Source organism: Blastococcus sp. SYSU D01042, from assembly GCF_054050515.1.
On the sequence record NZ_JBJGZM010000001.1, the window covers coordinates 462,440 to 477,488 of the forward strand.

17 protein-coding genes are annotated in these 15,049 nt (G+C 75.3%); 4 read left to right on the forward strand and 13 right to left on the reverse strand.

The annotated features are described in order from the left end of the window. Nucleotides 1–269 precede the first annotated feature (269 nt). Nucleotides 270–1,019 (forward strand): SDR family oxidoreductase, encoded by a 750-nt coding sequence (locus ACI79H_RS02350; protein WP_456552760.1) that lies wholly within the window; start codon nt 270–272, stop codon nt 1,017–1,019. Between the two features lie 16 nt (nt 1,020–1,035). On the opposite strand, the gene ACI79H_RS02355 is transcribed toward ACI79H_RS02350, so the two are convergent. Continuing rightward, nucleotides 1,036–2,448 carry a DUF6779 domain-containing protein gene (locus ACI79H_RS02355; RefSeq protein WP_456552761.1) on the reverse strand — a complete coding sequence of 471 codons (1,413 nt, stop codon included), beginning with the start codon at nt 2,446–2,448 and terminating at the stop codon, nt 1,036–1,038. An 89-nt stretch (nt 2,449–2,537) separates the two neighbouring features. Here ACI79H_RS02355 and ACI79H_RS02360 point away from each other — a divergent pair, with 89 nt between their 5' ends. Next, complete coding sequence (locus tag ACI79H_RS02360) at nt 2,538–3,146, forward strand: DUF1684 domain-containing protein (RefSeq protein ID WP_456552762.1); 609 nt, start codon at nt 2,538–2,540, stop codon at nt 3,144–3,146. A 13-nt stretch (nt 3,147–3,159) separates the two neighbouring features. On the opposite strand, the gene ACI79H_RS02365 is transcribed toward ACI79H_RS02360, so the two are convergent. From ACI79H_RS02365 to ACI79H_RS02375, 3 genes are all read right to left on the reverse strand, one after another. Then, a complete protein-coding gene (locus tag ACI79H_RS02365) occupies nt 3,160–4,158 on the reverse strand; it encodes a glycine betaine ABC transporter substrate-binding protein (RefSeq protein WP_456552763.1) in 999 nt (332 codons plus the stop codon). A 127-nt stretch (nt 4,159–4,285) separates the two neighbouring features. Next, on the reverse strand, nt 4,286–5,014 hold the full coding sequence (locus ACI79H_RS02370) for an ABC transporter permease (RefSeq protein ID WP_456552764.1): 729 nt from the start codon (nt 5,012–5,014) through the stop codon (nt 4,286–4,288). Then, nucleotides 5,011–5,709, reverse strand: coding sequence for an ABC transporter permease (locus ACI79H_RS02375; RefSeq protein ID WP_456552765.1), 699 nt, complete (start codon nt 5,707–5,709; stop codon nt 5,011–5,013). Before ACI79H_RS02375 ends, ACI79H_RS02370 begins: the two co-directional genes overlap by 4 nt. 26 nt (nt 5,710–5,735) lie before the next feature. Here ACI79H_RS02375 and ACI79H_RS02380 point away from each other — a divergent pair, with 26 nt between their 5' ends. Then, the gene (locus tag ACI79H_RS02380) at nt 5,736–6,941 is read left to right on the forward strand and encodes an ABC transporter ATP-binding protein (protein WP_456552766.1); all 1,206 of its coding nucleotides are present in this window, start codon (nt 5,736–5,738) and stop codon (nt 6,939–6,941) included. Here ACI79H_RS02380 and ACI79H_RS02385 read toward each other — a convergent pair. Next, a complete protein-coding gene (locus tag ACI79H_RS02385) occupies nt 6,931–7,596 on the reverse strand; it encodes a GAP family protein (protein ID WP_456552767.1) in 666 nt (221 codons plus the stop codon). The genes ACI79H_RS02380 and ACI79H_RS02385 overlap by 11 nt on opposite strands. A 66-nt stretch (nt 7,597–7,662) precedes the next feature. Between ACI79H_RS02385 and ACI79H_RS02390 the strand changes: the two genes are divergently transcribed. Continuing rightward, on the forward strand, nt 7,663–8,205 hold the full coding sequence (locus ACI79H_RS02390; protein ID WP_456552768.1) for a TetR/AcrR family transcriptional regulator: 543 nt from the start codon (nt 7,663–7,665) through the stop codon (nt 8,203–8,205). Here the strand turns inward: ACI79H_RS02390 and ACI79H_RS02395 are convergent. From ACI79H_RS02395 to tilS, 8 genes are all read right to left on the reverse strand, one after another. Continuing rightward, nucleotides 8,195–8,704, reverse strand: coding sequence for a DUF3180 domain-containing protein (locus tag ACI79H_RS02395; RefSeq protein ID WP_456552769.1), 510 nt, complete (start codon nt 8,702–8,704; stop codon nt 8,195–8,197). The two genes, ACI79H_RS02390 and ACI79H_RS02395, sit on opposite strands and share 11 nt — an antisense overlap. Continuing rightward, the gene (gene folK, locus ACI79H_RS02400; RefSeq protein ID WP_456552770.1) at nt 8,701–9,210 is read right to left on the reverse strand and encodes a 2-amino-4-hydroxy-6-hydroxymethyldihydropteridine diphosphokinase; all 510 of its coding nucleotides are present in this window, start codon (nt 9,208–9,210) and stop codon (nt 8,701–8,703) included. Before folK ends, ACI79H_RS02395 begins: the two co-directional genes overlap by 4 nt. Continuing rightward, the gene (gene folB / locus ACI79H_RS02405) at nt 9,207–9,587 is read right to left on the reverse strand and encodes a dihydroneopterin aldolase (protein WP_456552771.1); all 381 of its coding nucleotides are present in this window, start codon (nt 9,585–9,587) and stop codon (nt 9,207–9,209) included. The genes folK and folB overlap by 4 nt, the downstream gene beginning before the upstream one ends. Continuing rightward, nucleotides 9,580–10,431: a dihydropteroate synthase gene (gene folP / locus ACI79H_RS02410; protein WP_456552772.1), complete on the reverse strand. Its 852-nt coding sequence runs from the start codon at nt 10,429–10,431 to the stop codon at nt 9,580–9,582. Before folP ends, folB begins: the two co-directional genes overlap by 8 nt. A gap of 7 nt (nt 10,432–10,438) precedes the next feature. After that, entirely contained in the window at nt 10,439–11,014 is a 576-nt protein-coding gene (folE, locus tag ACI79H_RS02415; RefSeq protein ID WP_456552773.1) for a GTP cyclohydrolase I FolE, read from the reverse strand. Further along, complete coding sequence (gene ftsH / locus ACI79H_RS02420; protein WP_456552774.1) at nt 11,011–12,987, reverse strand: ATP-dependent zinc metalloprotease FtsH; 1,977 nt, start codon at nt 12,985–12,987, stop codon at nt 11,011–11,013. Before ftsH ends, folE begins: the two co-directional genes overlap by 4 nt. Nucleotides 12,988–13,364: 377 nt before the next feature. Beyond that, the gene (gene hpt / locus ACI79H_RS02425) at nt 13,365–13,949 is read right to left on the reverse strand and encodes a hypoxanthine phosphoribosyltransferase (RefSeq protein WP_456552775.1); all 585 of its coding nucleotides are present in this window, start codon (nt 13,947–13,949) and stop codon (nt 13,365–13,367) included. 69 nt (nt 13,950–14,018) lie between these two features. Continuing rightward, on the reverse strand, nt 14,019–15,047 hold the full coding sequence (gene tilS / locus ACI79H_RS02430; RefSeq protein ID WP_456552776.1) for a tRNA lysidine(34) synthetase TilS: 1,029 nt from the start codon (nt 15,045–15,047) through the stop codon (nt 14,019–14,021). Nucleotides 15,048–15,049 lie beyond the last annotated feature (2 nt).

Consider the following 15,049-nt stretch of genomic DNA (forward strand, 5'->3'; position numbering starts at 1 on the left):
AACCTCTCGTTCCAGTCCCTGGCGGGTACCGGACGTCGGTCCTCGGCGCCCAGGCGGGCGCCGGGTGGTGCGGGTGGTGCGTCGTGCCGGCGGTCCTGCTGCAACCCGTGCGGTGTCGCGCAGGAAGAACGCCGATGGCGAGTGTGGAACTCCCTCGTCCGCCGTGCAACGCGCGCGAGGTGTGGCATGGCTCACCCGAGGGGGCTGCGGGTCACCGGGCGGCCGCCCCTACCGTGACCTGCAACACCCCCGAGACAACAGGAGACGGCGTGAGCAGCTTCGAGGGACGGACCGCCCTGGTCACCGGCGGCAGCCGCGGCATCGGCCTGGGCATCGCCCAGAGCCTGGTGGACCGCGGCGCGAAGGTGGTGCTGACGGCCCGCAAGCCCGAGGCGCTGGCCGAGGCCGTGGAGACGCTCGGCGGCTCCGACGTCGCCGTCGCGGTCGCGGGGAACGCCGGCGACCCCGAGCACCGCGCCGCCGCGGTCCGCACCGCGATCGACACCTTCGGCAGCCTGGACGTGCTGGTGGGCAACGTCGGCATCAACCCGGTCTACGGGCCGATGATGGACCTCGACCTGGGCGCCTTCCGCAAGATCCTCGACACCAACGTCGTCTCCGTGCTGGACCTGGTGCAGCAGGCCTGGCGGGCCTGGATGTCCGAGCACGGCGGCTCGGTGCTCTTCGTGGCCTCGGTGGCCGGCCTGCGCTCCTCGCCCATGATCGGCGGCTACGGCGTGAGCAAGGCGGCCCTGATCAACCTGACGACGCAGCTCGCGGTGGAGATGGGACCGAAGGTCCGGGTGAACGCCGTGGCGCCCGCCGTGGTCAAGACCCGCTTCGCCGAGGCCCTGTACGAGGGCCGCGAGGAGGAGGTCGCCGCCGGCTACCCGGTGGGCCGGCTGGGCGTGCCCGAGGACATCGGCGAGGCCGCGGCCTACCTGCTGGGCGACGGCGCGGGGTGGGTGACCGGGCAGACGCTGGTGCTGGACGGCGGATCGGGCTCGCGCGGCCGCTGAGCCGCCGCTCCCCCGACTACTGCTCGCGCCCCAGCACCCGGGAGAGCACGTCGTCGGCGTCGCCGTCCTCGCGGTAGCGGCGCCGGCGGCGGCCCTGCCCGGTGCCGCCGTTCTCGGCGAGGATCTCGGCCAGCCGGTTGCCGCTGCCCGGGGACGTCGCCGGCCCGGGCGCCGGGGGCGCGGGGTCGGGCAGGGCGACGCGGTACCCGCCCCTGTCCTCGACGCGGACGCGCTGCGGCGCGGCCGGAGCGGGCCGCTCGGCGGTCCGGGCCTCGGCAGCCGGCACCACCGGGGCCTCGGCCTCGTCGCTGCGCCGGCGGCGCGGCGACGGGCGGGGCGGCGCGGGCCGCTCCTCCGGGGCAGCAGCGGGGGCGTCGAGCAGCGAGCGGGAGACCAGCCAGTCCAGCGGCGACGGCGGCGGCTCGACCGGCGGGGGCGGCGGGACGGCCGCCTCGACCGGGGCCGGGGGCAGCAGCGGGAAGGACGTCGTCGCCGGCGCGGCCGGTTGGGGGGCCGGGGGCACCGGGGCCGAGGGCGGCGACGCCGGGACGGGACCGCCGTGCGTCCCCGCCGACGGGGGCGGGCCCAGCCGGGAGGGCTGGGGACCTGTGAACATCGCCGTCGCGGGTGCCGGGCGGACCTCGGAGCGCTCCACGCGCAGCTGCTCGAACTGGCGGGTCTCCCGCGGCTCGTCCAGGTGCACGGCCGGCCAGCCGCCGGTGAGCTCACGCGGCGCTTCCTCGCTCCAGGCGGCCGCGTCCAGCGTCCGGGTGGGCTCCCCCGGGACCCGGCTGGCCTGGGTGCGCATGACGATGCGCTCGATCAGCAGCTCGGAGGAGAGCTGCTCGGTCAGCTCCACGCGCAGCCGGCCCATGTCGTCGCGCAGCGCCTGCAGCTGGCCCAGCTCGGCGCGCAGTGCCCCCAGGGCGGCGACGTCCTCCCGCATGGCGGCCACCCGGGCGACCTCGTCGCGCAGGCCGGACAGCCCGGCGATGTCCGAGCGCAGCGCCGCCACCCCGCCGACCTGCTCGCGCAGGTCCGACAGCTTGGCCAGCTCGCCCCGGAGGGAGTCGAGCTCCTCGCGCATCGTCTGCTCGGTCTCCCGGCGCAGCTCGTTCTCCAGCTCCAGCTCGTACTCGCGCCGGGCGGCGACCTCGAGGTCCAGCTCGTGCTCGTAGGCCCGCCGCAGCTCGGCCTCGCGCGCGGCGGCGGCCTCGCGGTCCCCGCCGCGGCGACCGGCGGCGAAGGTGGCCAGCACGAAGGCCCAGGCGACGGCCACGACGGCGATCCGCAGCAGCTGCGGGTTGTCGGTGAGGAACACCGCGAGCGTGGCGCCGGCCGCGAGCAGGAAGCCGCCGGCCACGACCAGACCGCGCGTGCCGGCAGCGGCGGCGCCCCCGCGGGCGACGTCGTCGGGGCGGCGGGGCATGCACCTAGCGTAGCGGCGCGGCCCCCGAAAGCTCACCTCCCGACGACCGGCGTCCTGCCGCTCCGCGCACCTGCTGGGACAGTGGGCCGGTGACCCTGTCGCTGCTGGACTGGCGCCGGCGCACCGCCGCGCTCTACGCCGCCGCCCGCACGGCGGCCGACCCGGAGCAGGGCTGGCGCACCTGGCGCGACGGCCGCGACGAGCTGTTCGCCGGCCATCCCGACTCCCCGCTCGACGCCGCCGCGCGGGAGTCGTTCGCTGGGCTGCCGTTCGCGCCCTACGACCCGGCGCTGCGCTTCGAGGCCGCGCTCGAGCCCGCGCCGGCGGCCCGGCTGGAGATCGCCACCGCGGGCGACGGCACCGTGCCGCTGGAGCGGATCGGGGCGGTGGAGCTGCCGGGCACGGGCCGGCTGGACGTGTGGTGGATCGCCGTCTACGGCGGCGGGGTCTTCGTGCCCCTGCGGGACGGGACGGCGGGGCGCACGACCTACGGCGGCGGGCGCTACCTGCTCGACACCGTCAAGGGCGCCGACCTGGGCGGCCGCGACGGCCGGCTGGTCGTCGACCTCAACCTGGCCTACCACCCGTCGTGCGCCTACGACCCGCGGTGGACCTGCCCGCTGGCCCCCGAGGGGAACCGGGTCGGGGTCCCGGTCGCCGCCGGGGAGCAGCTGCCCCCCGGCGGCGCCTGGTACTGAGCCGTGGGCTCGATCACCCCTGGGCGAGGGCTCCGTCGGAGCTGAAGACCAGGCCGATGGAGATCTCGCCCTGCTGGATGGCGGCCTTGGTCAGCGGGCCACCGGCGTCCAGCTCGCGGAAGCTGTCGAACTCCAGGCCGTAGGTCTCCTCCAGACCCGGCTGGCAGAACGGGCGCTCCGGGCACTCGGCCGGCCCACCCAGGACCAGCGACCCGTCGCCGCAGGCCTCGGCCAGCTCCGAGAGGGTGCTGACGCCGAGCTCGTCGGCGAACGCCTGGGTGACGGCGAACGCGTTCTGGTCGGCCGCCTCGGACGGCTCGCCGAAGACGAGGCCGTACCCCTGCGCGAGCGGCTCGAGCGCGGCGACCGTGGCGTCGACGTCCCCGGAGGCGATCTGGCTGGCCTCGTCGTCCTCGATGAACTCGGTCACCGTCGAGAGGTACTCGGGGAAGACCTGGATCTGCCCGTCCCGCAGGGCGGGCAGGTAGAGCTCGCGGTTGCCGACCTCCTGGACCGAGGCGTCGAAGCCCGCGGCGGTGAGCACGTCGGCGTAGATCGTGGCGAGCACCGTGGACTCGGTGAAGTTCGCGCCGCCCACCACGATCGCGCCGCTGCCCTGCTCGAGCCCGTCGGTGACACCGGACTCCTCGACCCAGCCCGCGGCCACCTCCTCGGCGCTCTGCCGCTCGACGTCGACCGCGGCGTTGAGCGAGATGAGGTCGTCGGTGGTGAGGGCGGCCGAGACCGCGTTCAGCGCCGGCAGGAGCGCGGGGTTCGCCGAGGCGGTCGCCGCGTTGACCGCCGGGATGATGTTGTCGGCGTTCTGCAGCTCCTGGTCGTCCTCCAGGACGACCAGCTGGTCCCCTTCGATCGGGGCGCAGGCCTCGCCCGAGGCGCTGCCGCCGCTGCTGCCGCCGTCGTCGTCGGAGCCTGAGGAGCCGGACTCCCCGCAGGCGGCGGTCAGGGCGACCACCATCGCGAGAGGAGCAACGACCCGGATACGCGCGCGCATGTGCCCGCCTTCTGTGTCCCGTGACCGCCCTGTTGCAGCCACGCGTGTCTGGCGGGAGGTGTCCCGCAACGTTCATGGAAGCGAAGAGTTGCGCGCAACGCAATGCCTCCGTGCGCGTGTCACCGGATCAGAGGGGGACACCGCTGGAGGTCGGCTCGGGACGACCCTCGACGGTGCGCTCGCGGAGGGGTGACGCGTGCCGCACGGACGGCGTGACGATCCGGGTCAGCAGCACCAGCGCCGCCTCGGTGAGCAGCGCCAACGCCGCGATGAGGACCGCCCCGGCGATGATCTGGCCGTAGTCCTGCTGGCCGAAGCCCAGGTTGACGATCCGGCCCAGGCCGCCGCCCCCCACGAGCGCGGCCAGCCCTGCCGTCGCCACCACCTGCACGGCCGCCGTCCGCAGGCCGGTCATCACCAGGGGCAGCGCGAGCGGGAACGCCACGCGGCCGACGACCTGCCCCCGGGTCATGCCCATCCCGCGGGCGGCCTCCCGGAGGTCGGCATCCACGCCGCGGAACCCGACGAAGGTGTTGGTCAGGATCGGCGGGAACGCGAAGACGGCGAGCGCGATCGTGGTGGCCTCGTTGCCGAAGCCGATCGGGCTGACGGCGAACAGCGTGAGCAGGGCCAGGGTCGGCACGGCGCGGCTGACGTTGGAGAGCACGACGACGACGCCGCTCCCTCGGCCCGACTCGGCCAGCGCGATGCCCAGCGGGACGGCGAGGACGAGCGCGGCGAGCACGGCGACCGCCGAGATCGCCAGGTGCTCGCCGAGCAGCTCCAGGATGCCGCCGCGGCGGGTCCAGTTCAGCGGGTCGTTGAGGTAGACGACCGCGTCGCCGAAGCCGGTCACGCCCGCACCGCCCGTGCCCAGGGGGTGAGCAGCCGCTCCACCCCGGCGAGCAGCACGTCCGCGACGAGGGCCAGCAGCAGGCAGCCGACCGCGCCGGTGACGATCTCGGCCCGGTAGAAGTTGGCGTTGAACCCGCCGGTGATCAGCTGCCCGAGCCCGCCGTGGCCGACCAGCACGCCCACGGTGGTGAGGGCGACGGTGGACACGGTGGCGATCCGGAGGCCCGCCATGAACGCCGGCAGCGCCAGCGGCAGCTCGATCGCCCAGAACCGCCGCACCGGGCCGTAGCCCATCCCCCGGGCCGCCTCCTGCACGTCGGCGGGCACGCCCTGGAGCCCGACGAGGAAGTTGCGCACCAGGATGACCAGCGAGTAGGCGGTCAGCCCGACCAGGACGGTGGTCGCGGTCAGGCCCGTGAAGGGGAAGATCAGCGCGAACATCGCCAGCGACGGGATCGTGTAGACCACGGTGGACAGCCCCAGGACCGCGCCGCCAAGCAGCCGGTTGCGCCGCGCGAGGAGCGCCAGCGGCAGGGCGATCGCGGTCCCGATGAGGACGGCACCGACGGTGAGCCGCACGTGCTCGCCCAGGTAGCCCATGATGGTGTCCCAGTTGTCGGCCACGTAGGAGCCGTCGAACCAGGGGTTCGGTGCCTCGTCCACCGCGAGCACCGGGTCCGCCGCCGCGCTCAGCACCGGGCGCAGTCCAGGGAGATCACGTCGTGGACGCTACTGCGCAGGACCACCGGCCCGCGAGAGCCGACGTCCCCTCGGCCGAGACGCCCTCTGCCGTCGACATCCGGCTGGAAGGGGTCAGCAAGGTCTACGCCGACGGCACGGTCGGCGTCGCCGAGCTGGACCTGACCTTCGCCGCCGGCGAGCTCACCGTCCTCGTCGGCCCCTCCGGGTGCGGCAAGACGACGACGATGAAGATGATCAACCGGCTGATCGAGCCGACGACCGGGCGGATCCTGCTCGGCGGCGAGGACGTCACCCGGGCCGACCCGGAGCAGCTGCGCCGGCGCATCGGCTACGTCATCCAGAGCATCGGGCTCTTCCCGCACCAGACGGTGCGGACGAACGTCGGCACCGTGCCGCGACTGCTCGGCTGGGACAAGGCGCGCACCCGGGCCCGCGTCGACGAGCTGCTGACCACCGTCGGGCTGGACCCGGCCGTCCACGGCGACCGCTACCCCGCCCAGCTGTCGGGCGGGCAGCGGCAGCGGGCCGGGGTCGCCCGCGCGCTGGCCGCCGACCCGCCCGTGCTGCTGGTCGACGAGCCGTTCTCCGCCGTCGACCCGGTCGTGCGGGAGCGGCTGCAGTCGGAGTTCCTGCGCCTGCAGAAGGCAGTGCGCAAGACGATCGTCTTCGTCACCCACGACATCGAGGAGGCGGTCCGGATCGGCGACCGGATCGCCGTCATGAGCCAGGGCGGCCACGTCGAGCAGTACGCCACCCCGGCCGAGCTGCTCGGCCGGCCGGCGAACGACTTCGTCGCCGACTTCGTGGGCGCCGACCGGGGACTCAAGCGGCTGGCGGTCACCGGCATCGACCCCCGCGACCTGGAGAGCCCGCCGGTCGTGCACGTCGCCGACGGGCTGGCCGACGCCCGCGCCGCGCAGGAGCGCGCGGGCGCCCGCTGGGCCGTGGTCCTGGACGACGACGGGAGCCTGCACGGGTGGCTGTCGCTGGAGCGCGCCACCGGCGCGGGCACCGTCGGCTCCGCGGCCCGGCGGATGGACGCCTGGGTGCCCGTCGACGCCTCGCTGAAGACCGCGTTCTCGACGATGCTGCAGCACGAGGCCGGCTGGGTGGCGGTGCTCGACGGCGACCGCTTCCTCGGCGTCCTCACCCCGGAGTCGCTGCACGCGGCGCTGCGGCGCTCCGTGGACGGCACCACGCCGGAGATCGCCGGCGCTACGCGCTGACCGCGACGGTCGCGACGCCGACCGCCGCGGCCGACAGCAGCAGGGCGGCGGGGATGCTGCGCCGGACCGTGCGGGCCCGGCCGATCCGCTCGTACACCCGCCCGAGGCGCCGGCGCACCCGGTCGCCCCGGGCCGCGGCGACGAGGAGCAGCACCAGGCAGGGCAGGCAGTAGACGACGCCGTAGGCCAGGAGCACGGCGATCGCCGGACCGTGACCGGCGTCCGCCGCCACCAGCCGCTCGATGGCGATCAGGTAGGGGAAGGCGTTGGGCAGGTCGGCGCCGGTCATCAGGACGCCCAGCGGCACCGCGGTCCAGGGCCCCACCCAGCCCGGCAGCGTGACGGCGCCGCGTTCGCGGTCCCGGAACCGGCGCAGCCCGCTCACCGCGAGCGCCACGGCGGCCAGCCCGAACGCACCGCGCCTCAGCCAGTCGAGGCCTGCCGACAGCGCCTGCGCCGCCGCGTCGGCACCGACGTAGACGGCGATCCCCACGACGCCCACCACGCCGTAGGCCCCGAGGACGAACGCGGCCGCGGTCAGGACGGGCCGCCGCAGCGGTGCCAGCAGGATGAGCGCGACACCGGCGATGGTGGCGGGGTTGAGCGCGTCGAGGAGGGCGAGCCCCGCGATGCCGGCCAGCAGCTCGGCGCTCATGTCGTGATCACGAGACGATGCTATCTCTGTTGAGACGCTCTCGTCTCAAGTGGCTAGGATGTCGTCGTGCCGACAGAGCCCGACGCGCTGCTCGCCGGCGCGGCGCAGCTGCTGGCGCTGCGCCCGGCGGCCTCGATGGAGGAGATCGCTGCGGCCGCGGGCATCAGCCGGGCCACCCTCTTCCGCCGCTTCCCCTCCCGCGCAGCGCTCGTCTCCGCGCTGTCGGAGCGGGCGCTGACCGCCTACGTCGACGCGGTGGACCGCGCGCGCCCCGAGGAGGACGCCCCGGTCGAGGCGCTGGGGCGGGTGCTCGGGGAGCTCGCGACCCTGGCCCCCGACCACGGCCTGCTGGTCCTCCAGCCGCTCGACGAGCACGTCGAGCGGGCCCTGCTCGTCCGCGCCCGGACCGTGGACGACCGGCTCACCGGCCTGGTGCGCCGGGGGCAGGAGCGGGGCGACTTCCGGGTCGACCTCCCTGCGGAGTGGGTGCTGACCGCCCTCACCTGGCTGGTGGTGGGTGCCGCCGACGGGCTGCGGCTCGGGACGGTCGCCCCGGCGGCGACCGGTCACCTGCTCACCGCGACCGTGCTGGGGTTCCTCAGGCGCTGACGCCGGACCCGGGCCCCTCCTCGGGCGGGATCCGGCAGACCTGCTCCAGCCAGAGCGCGGCCCCGACCAGGGCGAGCGAGCAGACGACGCCGACGACGGCGGTGACCACGTCGTCGCCGGCCGCCTGCAGCCGGTCGGCGGCCGGCCCGACGTGCGCGAGGACCCCGGCCCAGACGCCCGCGACGACCGCCCCGACGTAGGCGCTGGCCTGCGCCAGCACCGCGAGCCGGGCGACCAGGAGCGGCTCGACCGGCTCGACCGGGCGCGCGGTCCGGCCGGACTGTGGCGTCCGCCCGGCCCGCGCCGCCCGCTGGGCGGCCAGCCGCGCCCGCAGCGTGCGGGCCCCGAGCGCCTCGGCCGCGGCCAGGACCGCCAGCGGCACCGGCAGCCACCAGTCCAGCGCGGGGAGGGAGCCGTACGCCGACCGCACCAGCAGCCAGCTGGCCAGGGCCAGCCCGGCGGCGAGGGCGACCAGGTCGCGACGGCGGACGGGGGTCATCGGGCCGGGTCCGTTCCGGCCCACGGGACGACGGCGTCGACGTCGGCGCGGTCGAGGCCGGCGAGCACCTCGGCCACCCGGCCGTGCCCGGGCAGCTCGGCGTCCGCGTCGATCGCCAGCCAGGGCACCAGCACGAAGGCGCGCTCGTGGGCCCGCGGGTGCGGCAGGGTCAGCTCCGGGTCGGTGGAGAGGACCGGCCGCCCGTCGTCCACCACCGCCACCACGTCGACGTCCAGGGTGCGGGCGCCCCAGCGGACCTCCCGCGTCCGGCCGGCCGACTGCTCCAGCTCGTGCGCCCGGGACAGCCAGCCGCGGGCGTCGCGGTCGCCGTCCACGACCGCCACGGCGTTCAGGTACGGCGGCTGCTCCACCGGACCCCAGGGCGGGGTCTCGAAGAGGCCGGACGCGCGCACCGGTCCGTCGGCCGCCAGCGCGTCGAGGGCGGCGCGCAGCGTGCCGGCGCGGTCGCCGAGGTTGGCGCCCAGCGAGAGGACCGCGCGGCTCACGGGCGCGTGCGGCGGATCGAGACCGTGACGTCCTCGAAGGGGACCCCGAGCTCGGCCTGCGGCTTGTGCACGGTGATCTCCACGGCCTGGACCAGCGGGTCGGCCAGGCAGACGTCGGCAAGCCGCTGGCACAGCGTCTCCAGCAGGTCGACCGGCTCGCCGGCCAGGACCGCGCGCAACCGCTGCGCCAGGTCCGCGTAGTTGACCGTCAGGGCGAGGTCGTCGGCCGCGGCGGCAGGCGCGGTGTCCAGTTCGAGGACGGCGTCAACGCTGAAGATCTGCCCGCGCTCGCGCTCGAACGCGTAGACCCCGTGGTGGGCGTGCGCCCGCACCCCGCGCAGCGTGATCCGGTCGGGCACGCGCCCGGGCTCAGCCACGCCGGCTCCCCCGCGCCGCGCGGACGGCGTCCAGCGTGCGGATCGCGTCCACGGACGCCGCGGCGTCGTGCACCCGCACGCCCCAGGCGCCGGCCTGCGCGGCGAGCACGGTGGTGGCCAGCGTGGCGGCGTCCCGCTCGTCGGCCGGGCGCGGGGCGCCGTCGGGCCCGGCGAGCAGCCGGCCCAGGAACGTCTTGCGGGAGGCACCGACCAGCACCGGCAGACCCAGCGCGGTCAGCCGGTCCAGCCCGGCGAGCAGCGCCCAGTTGTGCTCGGCGCGCTTGGCGAAGCCCAGTCCGGGATCCAGCACCAGCTGCTGCGGGGCGACCCCGGCGGCGACGACGTCCTCGACGCGGGCGGTCAGCTCGGCGCAGACCTCGGTGACGACGTCGCCGTACTGCGCGGCGGCGTACATCTCCCGGCTGTGGCCGCGCCAGTGCATGAGCACCCACGGCACCCGGGCATCGGCGACGAGGTCGGCCATGCCCTTGTCGGCCAGGCCGCCGCTGACGTCGTTGACCAGCTCCGCGCCCGCGGCCAGGGCGGCCTCGGCCACCTCGGCGCGGGTGGTGTCCACGCTGGTGCGCACCCCGGCGGACGCCAGCTCGCGGATCACCGGGACCACCCGGCTGCACTCCTCGGCGGCGTCGACCCGGTCGGCCCCGGGCCGGGTGGACTCCCCGCCGACGTCGACGTAGTCCGCGCCGGCCGCGTGCATGGCCAGCCCGTGGGCGACCGCCGTCGCCGCGTCGGAGAAGCAGCCGCCGTCGGAGAACGAGTCGGGCGTGACGTTGAGGACGCCCATCACCACGCAGCGCCCCGGCTGCGGGAGGGCGGTGCTCACCGCCCGCTCACCTGCCCAGCACGAGGCTCATCGCCTCGCTGCGGGTCGCGGCGTTCTCGCGGAAGATCCCCCGGACCGCCGAGGTGACCGTGGTGGTGCCGGGCTTGCGGATGCCGCGCATCGCCATGCAGAGGTGCTCGGCCTCGATGACCACCAGGACGCCCTGCGGCTTGAGGACCTCGTCCAGCGCGTCGGCGATCTGGCGGGTCAGCCGCTCCTGCACCTGCGGGCGGCGCGCGTAGACCTCCACCAGGCGGGCGACCTTGGACAGCCCGGTCACCCGGCCGTCGGCACCCGGGATGTACCCCACGTGCGCGGACCCGTGGAACGGCACCAGGTGGTGCTCGCAGGTCGAGTACATCGCGATGTCCTTGACCAGCACGAGCTCGTCGTGGTTCTCGTCGAACGTCGTCGCCAGGATCTCGTACGGGTCCTGCCCGAGCCCGGCGAAGGTCTCCGCGTAGGCGCGCGCGACCCGCGCGGGGGTGTCCTGCAGGCCCGGGCGGTCGGGGTCCTCCCCCACGGCCAGCAGCAGCTCGCGCACCGCCGCCTCCGCGCGGGCGGCGTCCACCCGGTCGCTCACCGCTGGACCGGTGCGCCGACGTCCCCGACCGGGGCCGGGTCGTGCCCGGCGCCCACCCCGTTCTGGCCGGCCCGCTCGGACGGCGTGAGGACGGGGGGCTGGTCCGACGGCGTGCGCTTGCCGAAGCCGTTGTACGGGGCGAGCGAGGGACGCTTGGCGACCGGGGCGCAGATCCGCTCCATGTCCTCCTTGGACAGCGTCTCCTTCTCGATCAGCTCGAGGACGAGCTGGTCCAGGACGTGCCGGTACTCGACCAGGATCTCCCAGGCCTCGTCGTGCGCGGCCTCGATGAGCGCCCGGATCTCGGCGTCGATGTCGGCGGCCACGGCCTCGGAGTAGTCGGGCCGGGAGCCCATGTCGCGGCCGAGGAACGGCTCGGCGTCGGTGCTGCCGTACTTGACCGCGCCCAGCTTCGCGCTCATCCCGTACTGCGTGACCATCGCCCGGGCCATCGAGGTGGCCTTCTCGATGTCGTTGCCCGCACCGGTGGTCGGCTCGTGGAAGACGAGCTCCTCCGCCGCCCGGCCGCCCAGGGCGTAGGCCAGGGTGTCGATCATCTCCGAGCGGGTCTGGGTGTACTTGTCCTCGGTCGGCAGCACGAGGGTGTGCCCGAGCGAGCGGCCGCGCGGCAGGATCGTCACCTTGTGCACCGGGTCGAGGTTCGGCAGCGCGTGCGCCACGAGAGCGTGCCCGCCCTCGTGGTAGGCGGTCACCTTCTTCTCCTTCTCGCTCATCGCCCGCGTCTTGCGCTCCGGGCCGGCGATGACCCGGTCGATCGCCTCCTCGAGCACCGCGTCGGTGACCAGGGAGTTGTTCTGGCGGGCGGTGAGCAGGGCGCCCTCGTTGAGCACGTTGGCGAGGTCGGCGCCGGTGAAGCCGGGCGTGCGGCGGGCGACGGTCTCGAGGTCGACGTCGGGCGCGAGCGGCTTGCCCTTGGCGTGCACCTCGAGGATCTTCTTGCGGCCCATGAGGTCGGGCCGGTCGACGGCGATCTGCCGGTCGAAGCGGCCCGGGCGCAGCAGCGCCGGGTCGAGGATGTCGGGCCGGTTCGTGGCGGCGATCATGATGACGCCGCCCTTGACGTCGAAGCCGTCCATCTCGACGAGCATCTGGTTGAGGGTCTGCTCGCGCTCGTCGTGGCCGCCGCCCATGCCGGCGCCGCGGTGCCGGCCGACGGCGTCGATCTCGTCGACGAAGATGATCGCCGGGGCGTTCTCCTTGGCCTGGGTGAACAGGTCGCGGACGCGGCTGGCGCCGACGCCGACGAACATCTCGACGAAGTCCGAGCCGGAGATGGAGAAGAACGGCACCCCGGCCTCGCCGGCGACGGCGCGGGCCAGCAGCGTCTTGCCGGTCCCGGGCGGGCCGAACAGCAGCACGCCCTTGGGGATCTTCGCGCCCACGGCCTGGAACTTGACCGGGTTCTGCAGGAAGTCCTTGATCTCGTGCAGTTCCTCGATCGCCTCGTCGGCGCCGGCGACGTCGGCGAACGTCGTCTTCGGGGTGTCCTTGGTGACCTGCTTGGCCTTGGACTTGCCGAAGGCCATCACGCCGCGGCCGCCGCCCTGCATGGAGTTGAACAGCCAGAACAGCAGGAGCAGCAGGATGAGGAAGGGCAGGAAGCTCACCAGGAGGCTGACCAGCAGGCTGTCCTGGGTGACGTTGGTGTCGAAGTCCTCGCTGTCGCCCTCGCGCAGGAGGTCGACCAGCTGCTCCTCGACCGCCGTCGGGTAGGAGGCGGTGACCTCGGTGCTGCCCTCGACCTCGTCGCGGAGGGTCAGGTCGAGGGTCTGCTCCTTGGTGTTGAGCGTCGCGGACTCGACGTTGCCGTCCTCGATCTGCGTCAGCGCCGTGGCCGTCGAGACCTCCTGGGCCTCGCTGCCCCGGCTGAGGGCGGCCGAGAGCGTCAGGGCCAGGATGACGACGACGACGACCCAGAACCAGACGGAGCGGTAGAACTTCTTACGTTCCATACACCGATGCCGGGCACCGGCGGAGCCGGTCTGCCCGTCGACCCTCCTGCTCGTCCGGTGACACTGCCGCGACCCGGGCAGGGCCCCCGGCGCTCCGTGCAGCGTCGTCGGCCCCGACGGTACACCGGGCGACCTGTGCAACCGCTGTGCGCGGACCGCGCTACGCCTGGACGAGTGGGGCCCGGAGGGTCCCGCGAGTACGGGCGTGGACCGGGCCGTGGCAGGCCGGGAACGGCACCCGGTCGCTGCCGCAGCGCGAGCCGCCCCGCGGGGGTCGTGCCGCGGGACGGGGCCGGAGGCTCCTCCCGCGGTGCGACGGCAGGGCTCAGCGCAGCAGGGGGACGGCTCCTGGTCGCGGTGTCGCCCGGAGGGCGACGTCAGGCATAGACCTCGGGCTTGAGCGTCGCGATGTAGGGCAGGTCGCGGTAGCGCTCGGCGTAGTCGAGGCCGTAGCCGACGACGAACTCGTTGGGGATGTCGAAGCCGATGTACTTGACCGGCACCTCGACCTTGACCGCGTCGGGCTTGCGCAGCAGGGCGCACACCTCGAGCGAGGCCGGGGCGCGGCCGCCGAGGTTCTTGAGCAGCCAGGACAGGGTCAGCCCGGAGTCGATGATGTCCTCGAGCACCAGCACGTGCTTGCCGGTGATGTCCCGGTCGAGGTCCTTGAGGATGCGCACCACGCCCGACGAGCTGGTCGCCGAGCCGTAGGACGAGACGGCCATGAACTCCATCTGCGTGGGCAGCTGCAGCGCCCGGGCGAAGTCGCTCATGAACAGCACCGCGCCCTTGAGGACGCCGACCAGCAGCACCTCCCGGCCCGCGTAGTCGTCGGCGATCTGCGCGGCGAGCTCGGCGATCTTCCCGCGGATCTGCTCCTCGCTCAGCAGGACGTGGTCGATGTCGGGCCCGTAGCCGTGGTCGGGGCCCAGGGCCCCGGTGCTGGTCGCAGACTCGCTCACGCGTCCTCCTCGCTGGCGCTCGTCATCCGCGTGACCGGCGCTGCTGTGCCCATCGGCTCGCTCGCAAGCTCACTCACTGTTGTCGGGCTCCTCGCGGTCGGGTGGTGCGGAAGGCGGGCCGCCGCCGTCGCGCGCGGGCTCCACGCTCAGGGTGCCAGACGCCCGGACGACGCCCGCGCCGCCCGGTAGGTCCACCCGGCCCTGCCCCCGCCACCGCGCGAGGAGCGCGTCGACGGCGTCGAGGTGCACCGCCTGCAGGTCCGGCACGCCCGCCGCCCGGAGCCAGCCCCGGAGCACCCGGGTGCGCAGCGCCGCGGCCAGGCCCGCCACCTCGCTGACCGGCAGCCCGCCGGTCGTGTCCAGCCCGGCGAGGTGCGCCGTGGCGAGGTCGTCGAGCGCGTCGAGGTCGGCCCGCAGCAGCGCGGCCGTGCGGGCCAGGGCGGGCGCGACGCCACCACCGAGCACCTGCTCGAGCAGCGGCAGCACCTCCGCGCGCAGCCGGACCCGGGTGTAGGCGGGGTCGTCGTTCCACGGGTCGTCCCAGACGGGCAGCTGCTGGGCGGCGCACGCGGCGCGCGTGGTCGACCGGCGGACGCCGAGCAGCGGGCGCCACCAGGTGGTGCCGGCGGTGTCGCGCCGCTCGACCATGCCCGCGACCGACCGGGGGCCCGAACCGCGGCCGAGCCCGAGCAGCACCGTCTCGGCCTGGTCGTCGAGGGTGTGGCCCAGCGCCACGCGGGCCCCGTGCTCGGCCGCCGCCCCGGCCAGCGCGGCGTACCGGGCGGAGCGGGCGGCCGCCTCGGGCCCGCCGTCCCCCCCGACGTCGACGCGCACGACGAGCACGGGGTCCAGGCCCAGGTCGCGCAGCAGCGCGGCGGTCGTCGCGGCGCGGTCCGCCGAGCCGGGCTGCAGCCCGTGGTCGACGGTGACCGCGCCCGCCGGCACCCCGGCGCGGGGCGCCTCGAAGGCGACGGCCGCGGCCAGCGCCAGGGAGTCCGCACCTCCGCTGCACGCCACGAGCACCGGCTGCGCCGTCCCGGTCAGGCCGGGGCGGACGGCGCTGCGGAGCCGCGCGACCGGCGCCGGGGGTCCGACCACGC

Excerpts from the sequence above, each read along its gene's own strand:
- ACI79H_RS02355 (WP_456552761.1), bottom strand. The coding sequence starts at position 2,448 with ATGCCCCGCCGCCCCGACGACGTCGCCCGCGGGGGCGCCGCCGCTGCC.
- ACI79H_RS02365 (WP_456552763.1), bottom strand. The coding sequence starts at position 4,158 with ATGCGCGCGCGTATCCGGGTCGTTGCTCCTCTCGCGATGGTGGTCGCC.
- ACI79H_RS02385 (WP_456552767.1), bottom strand. The coding sequence starts at position 7,596 with ATGAGCGCCGAGCTGCTGGCCGGCATCGCGGGGCTCGCCCTCCTCGAC.
- ACI79H_RS02395 (WP_456552769.1), bottom strand. The coding sequence starts at position 8,704 with ATGACCCCCGTCCGCCGTCGCGACCTGGTCGCCCTCGCCGCCGGGCTG.
- ftsH (WP_456552774.1), bottom strand. The coding sequence starts at position 12,987 with ATGGAACGTAAGAAGTTCTACCGCTCCGTCTGGTTCTGGGTCGTCGTC.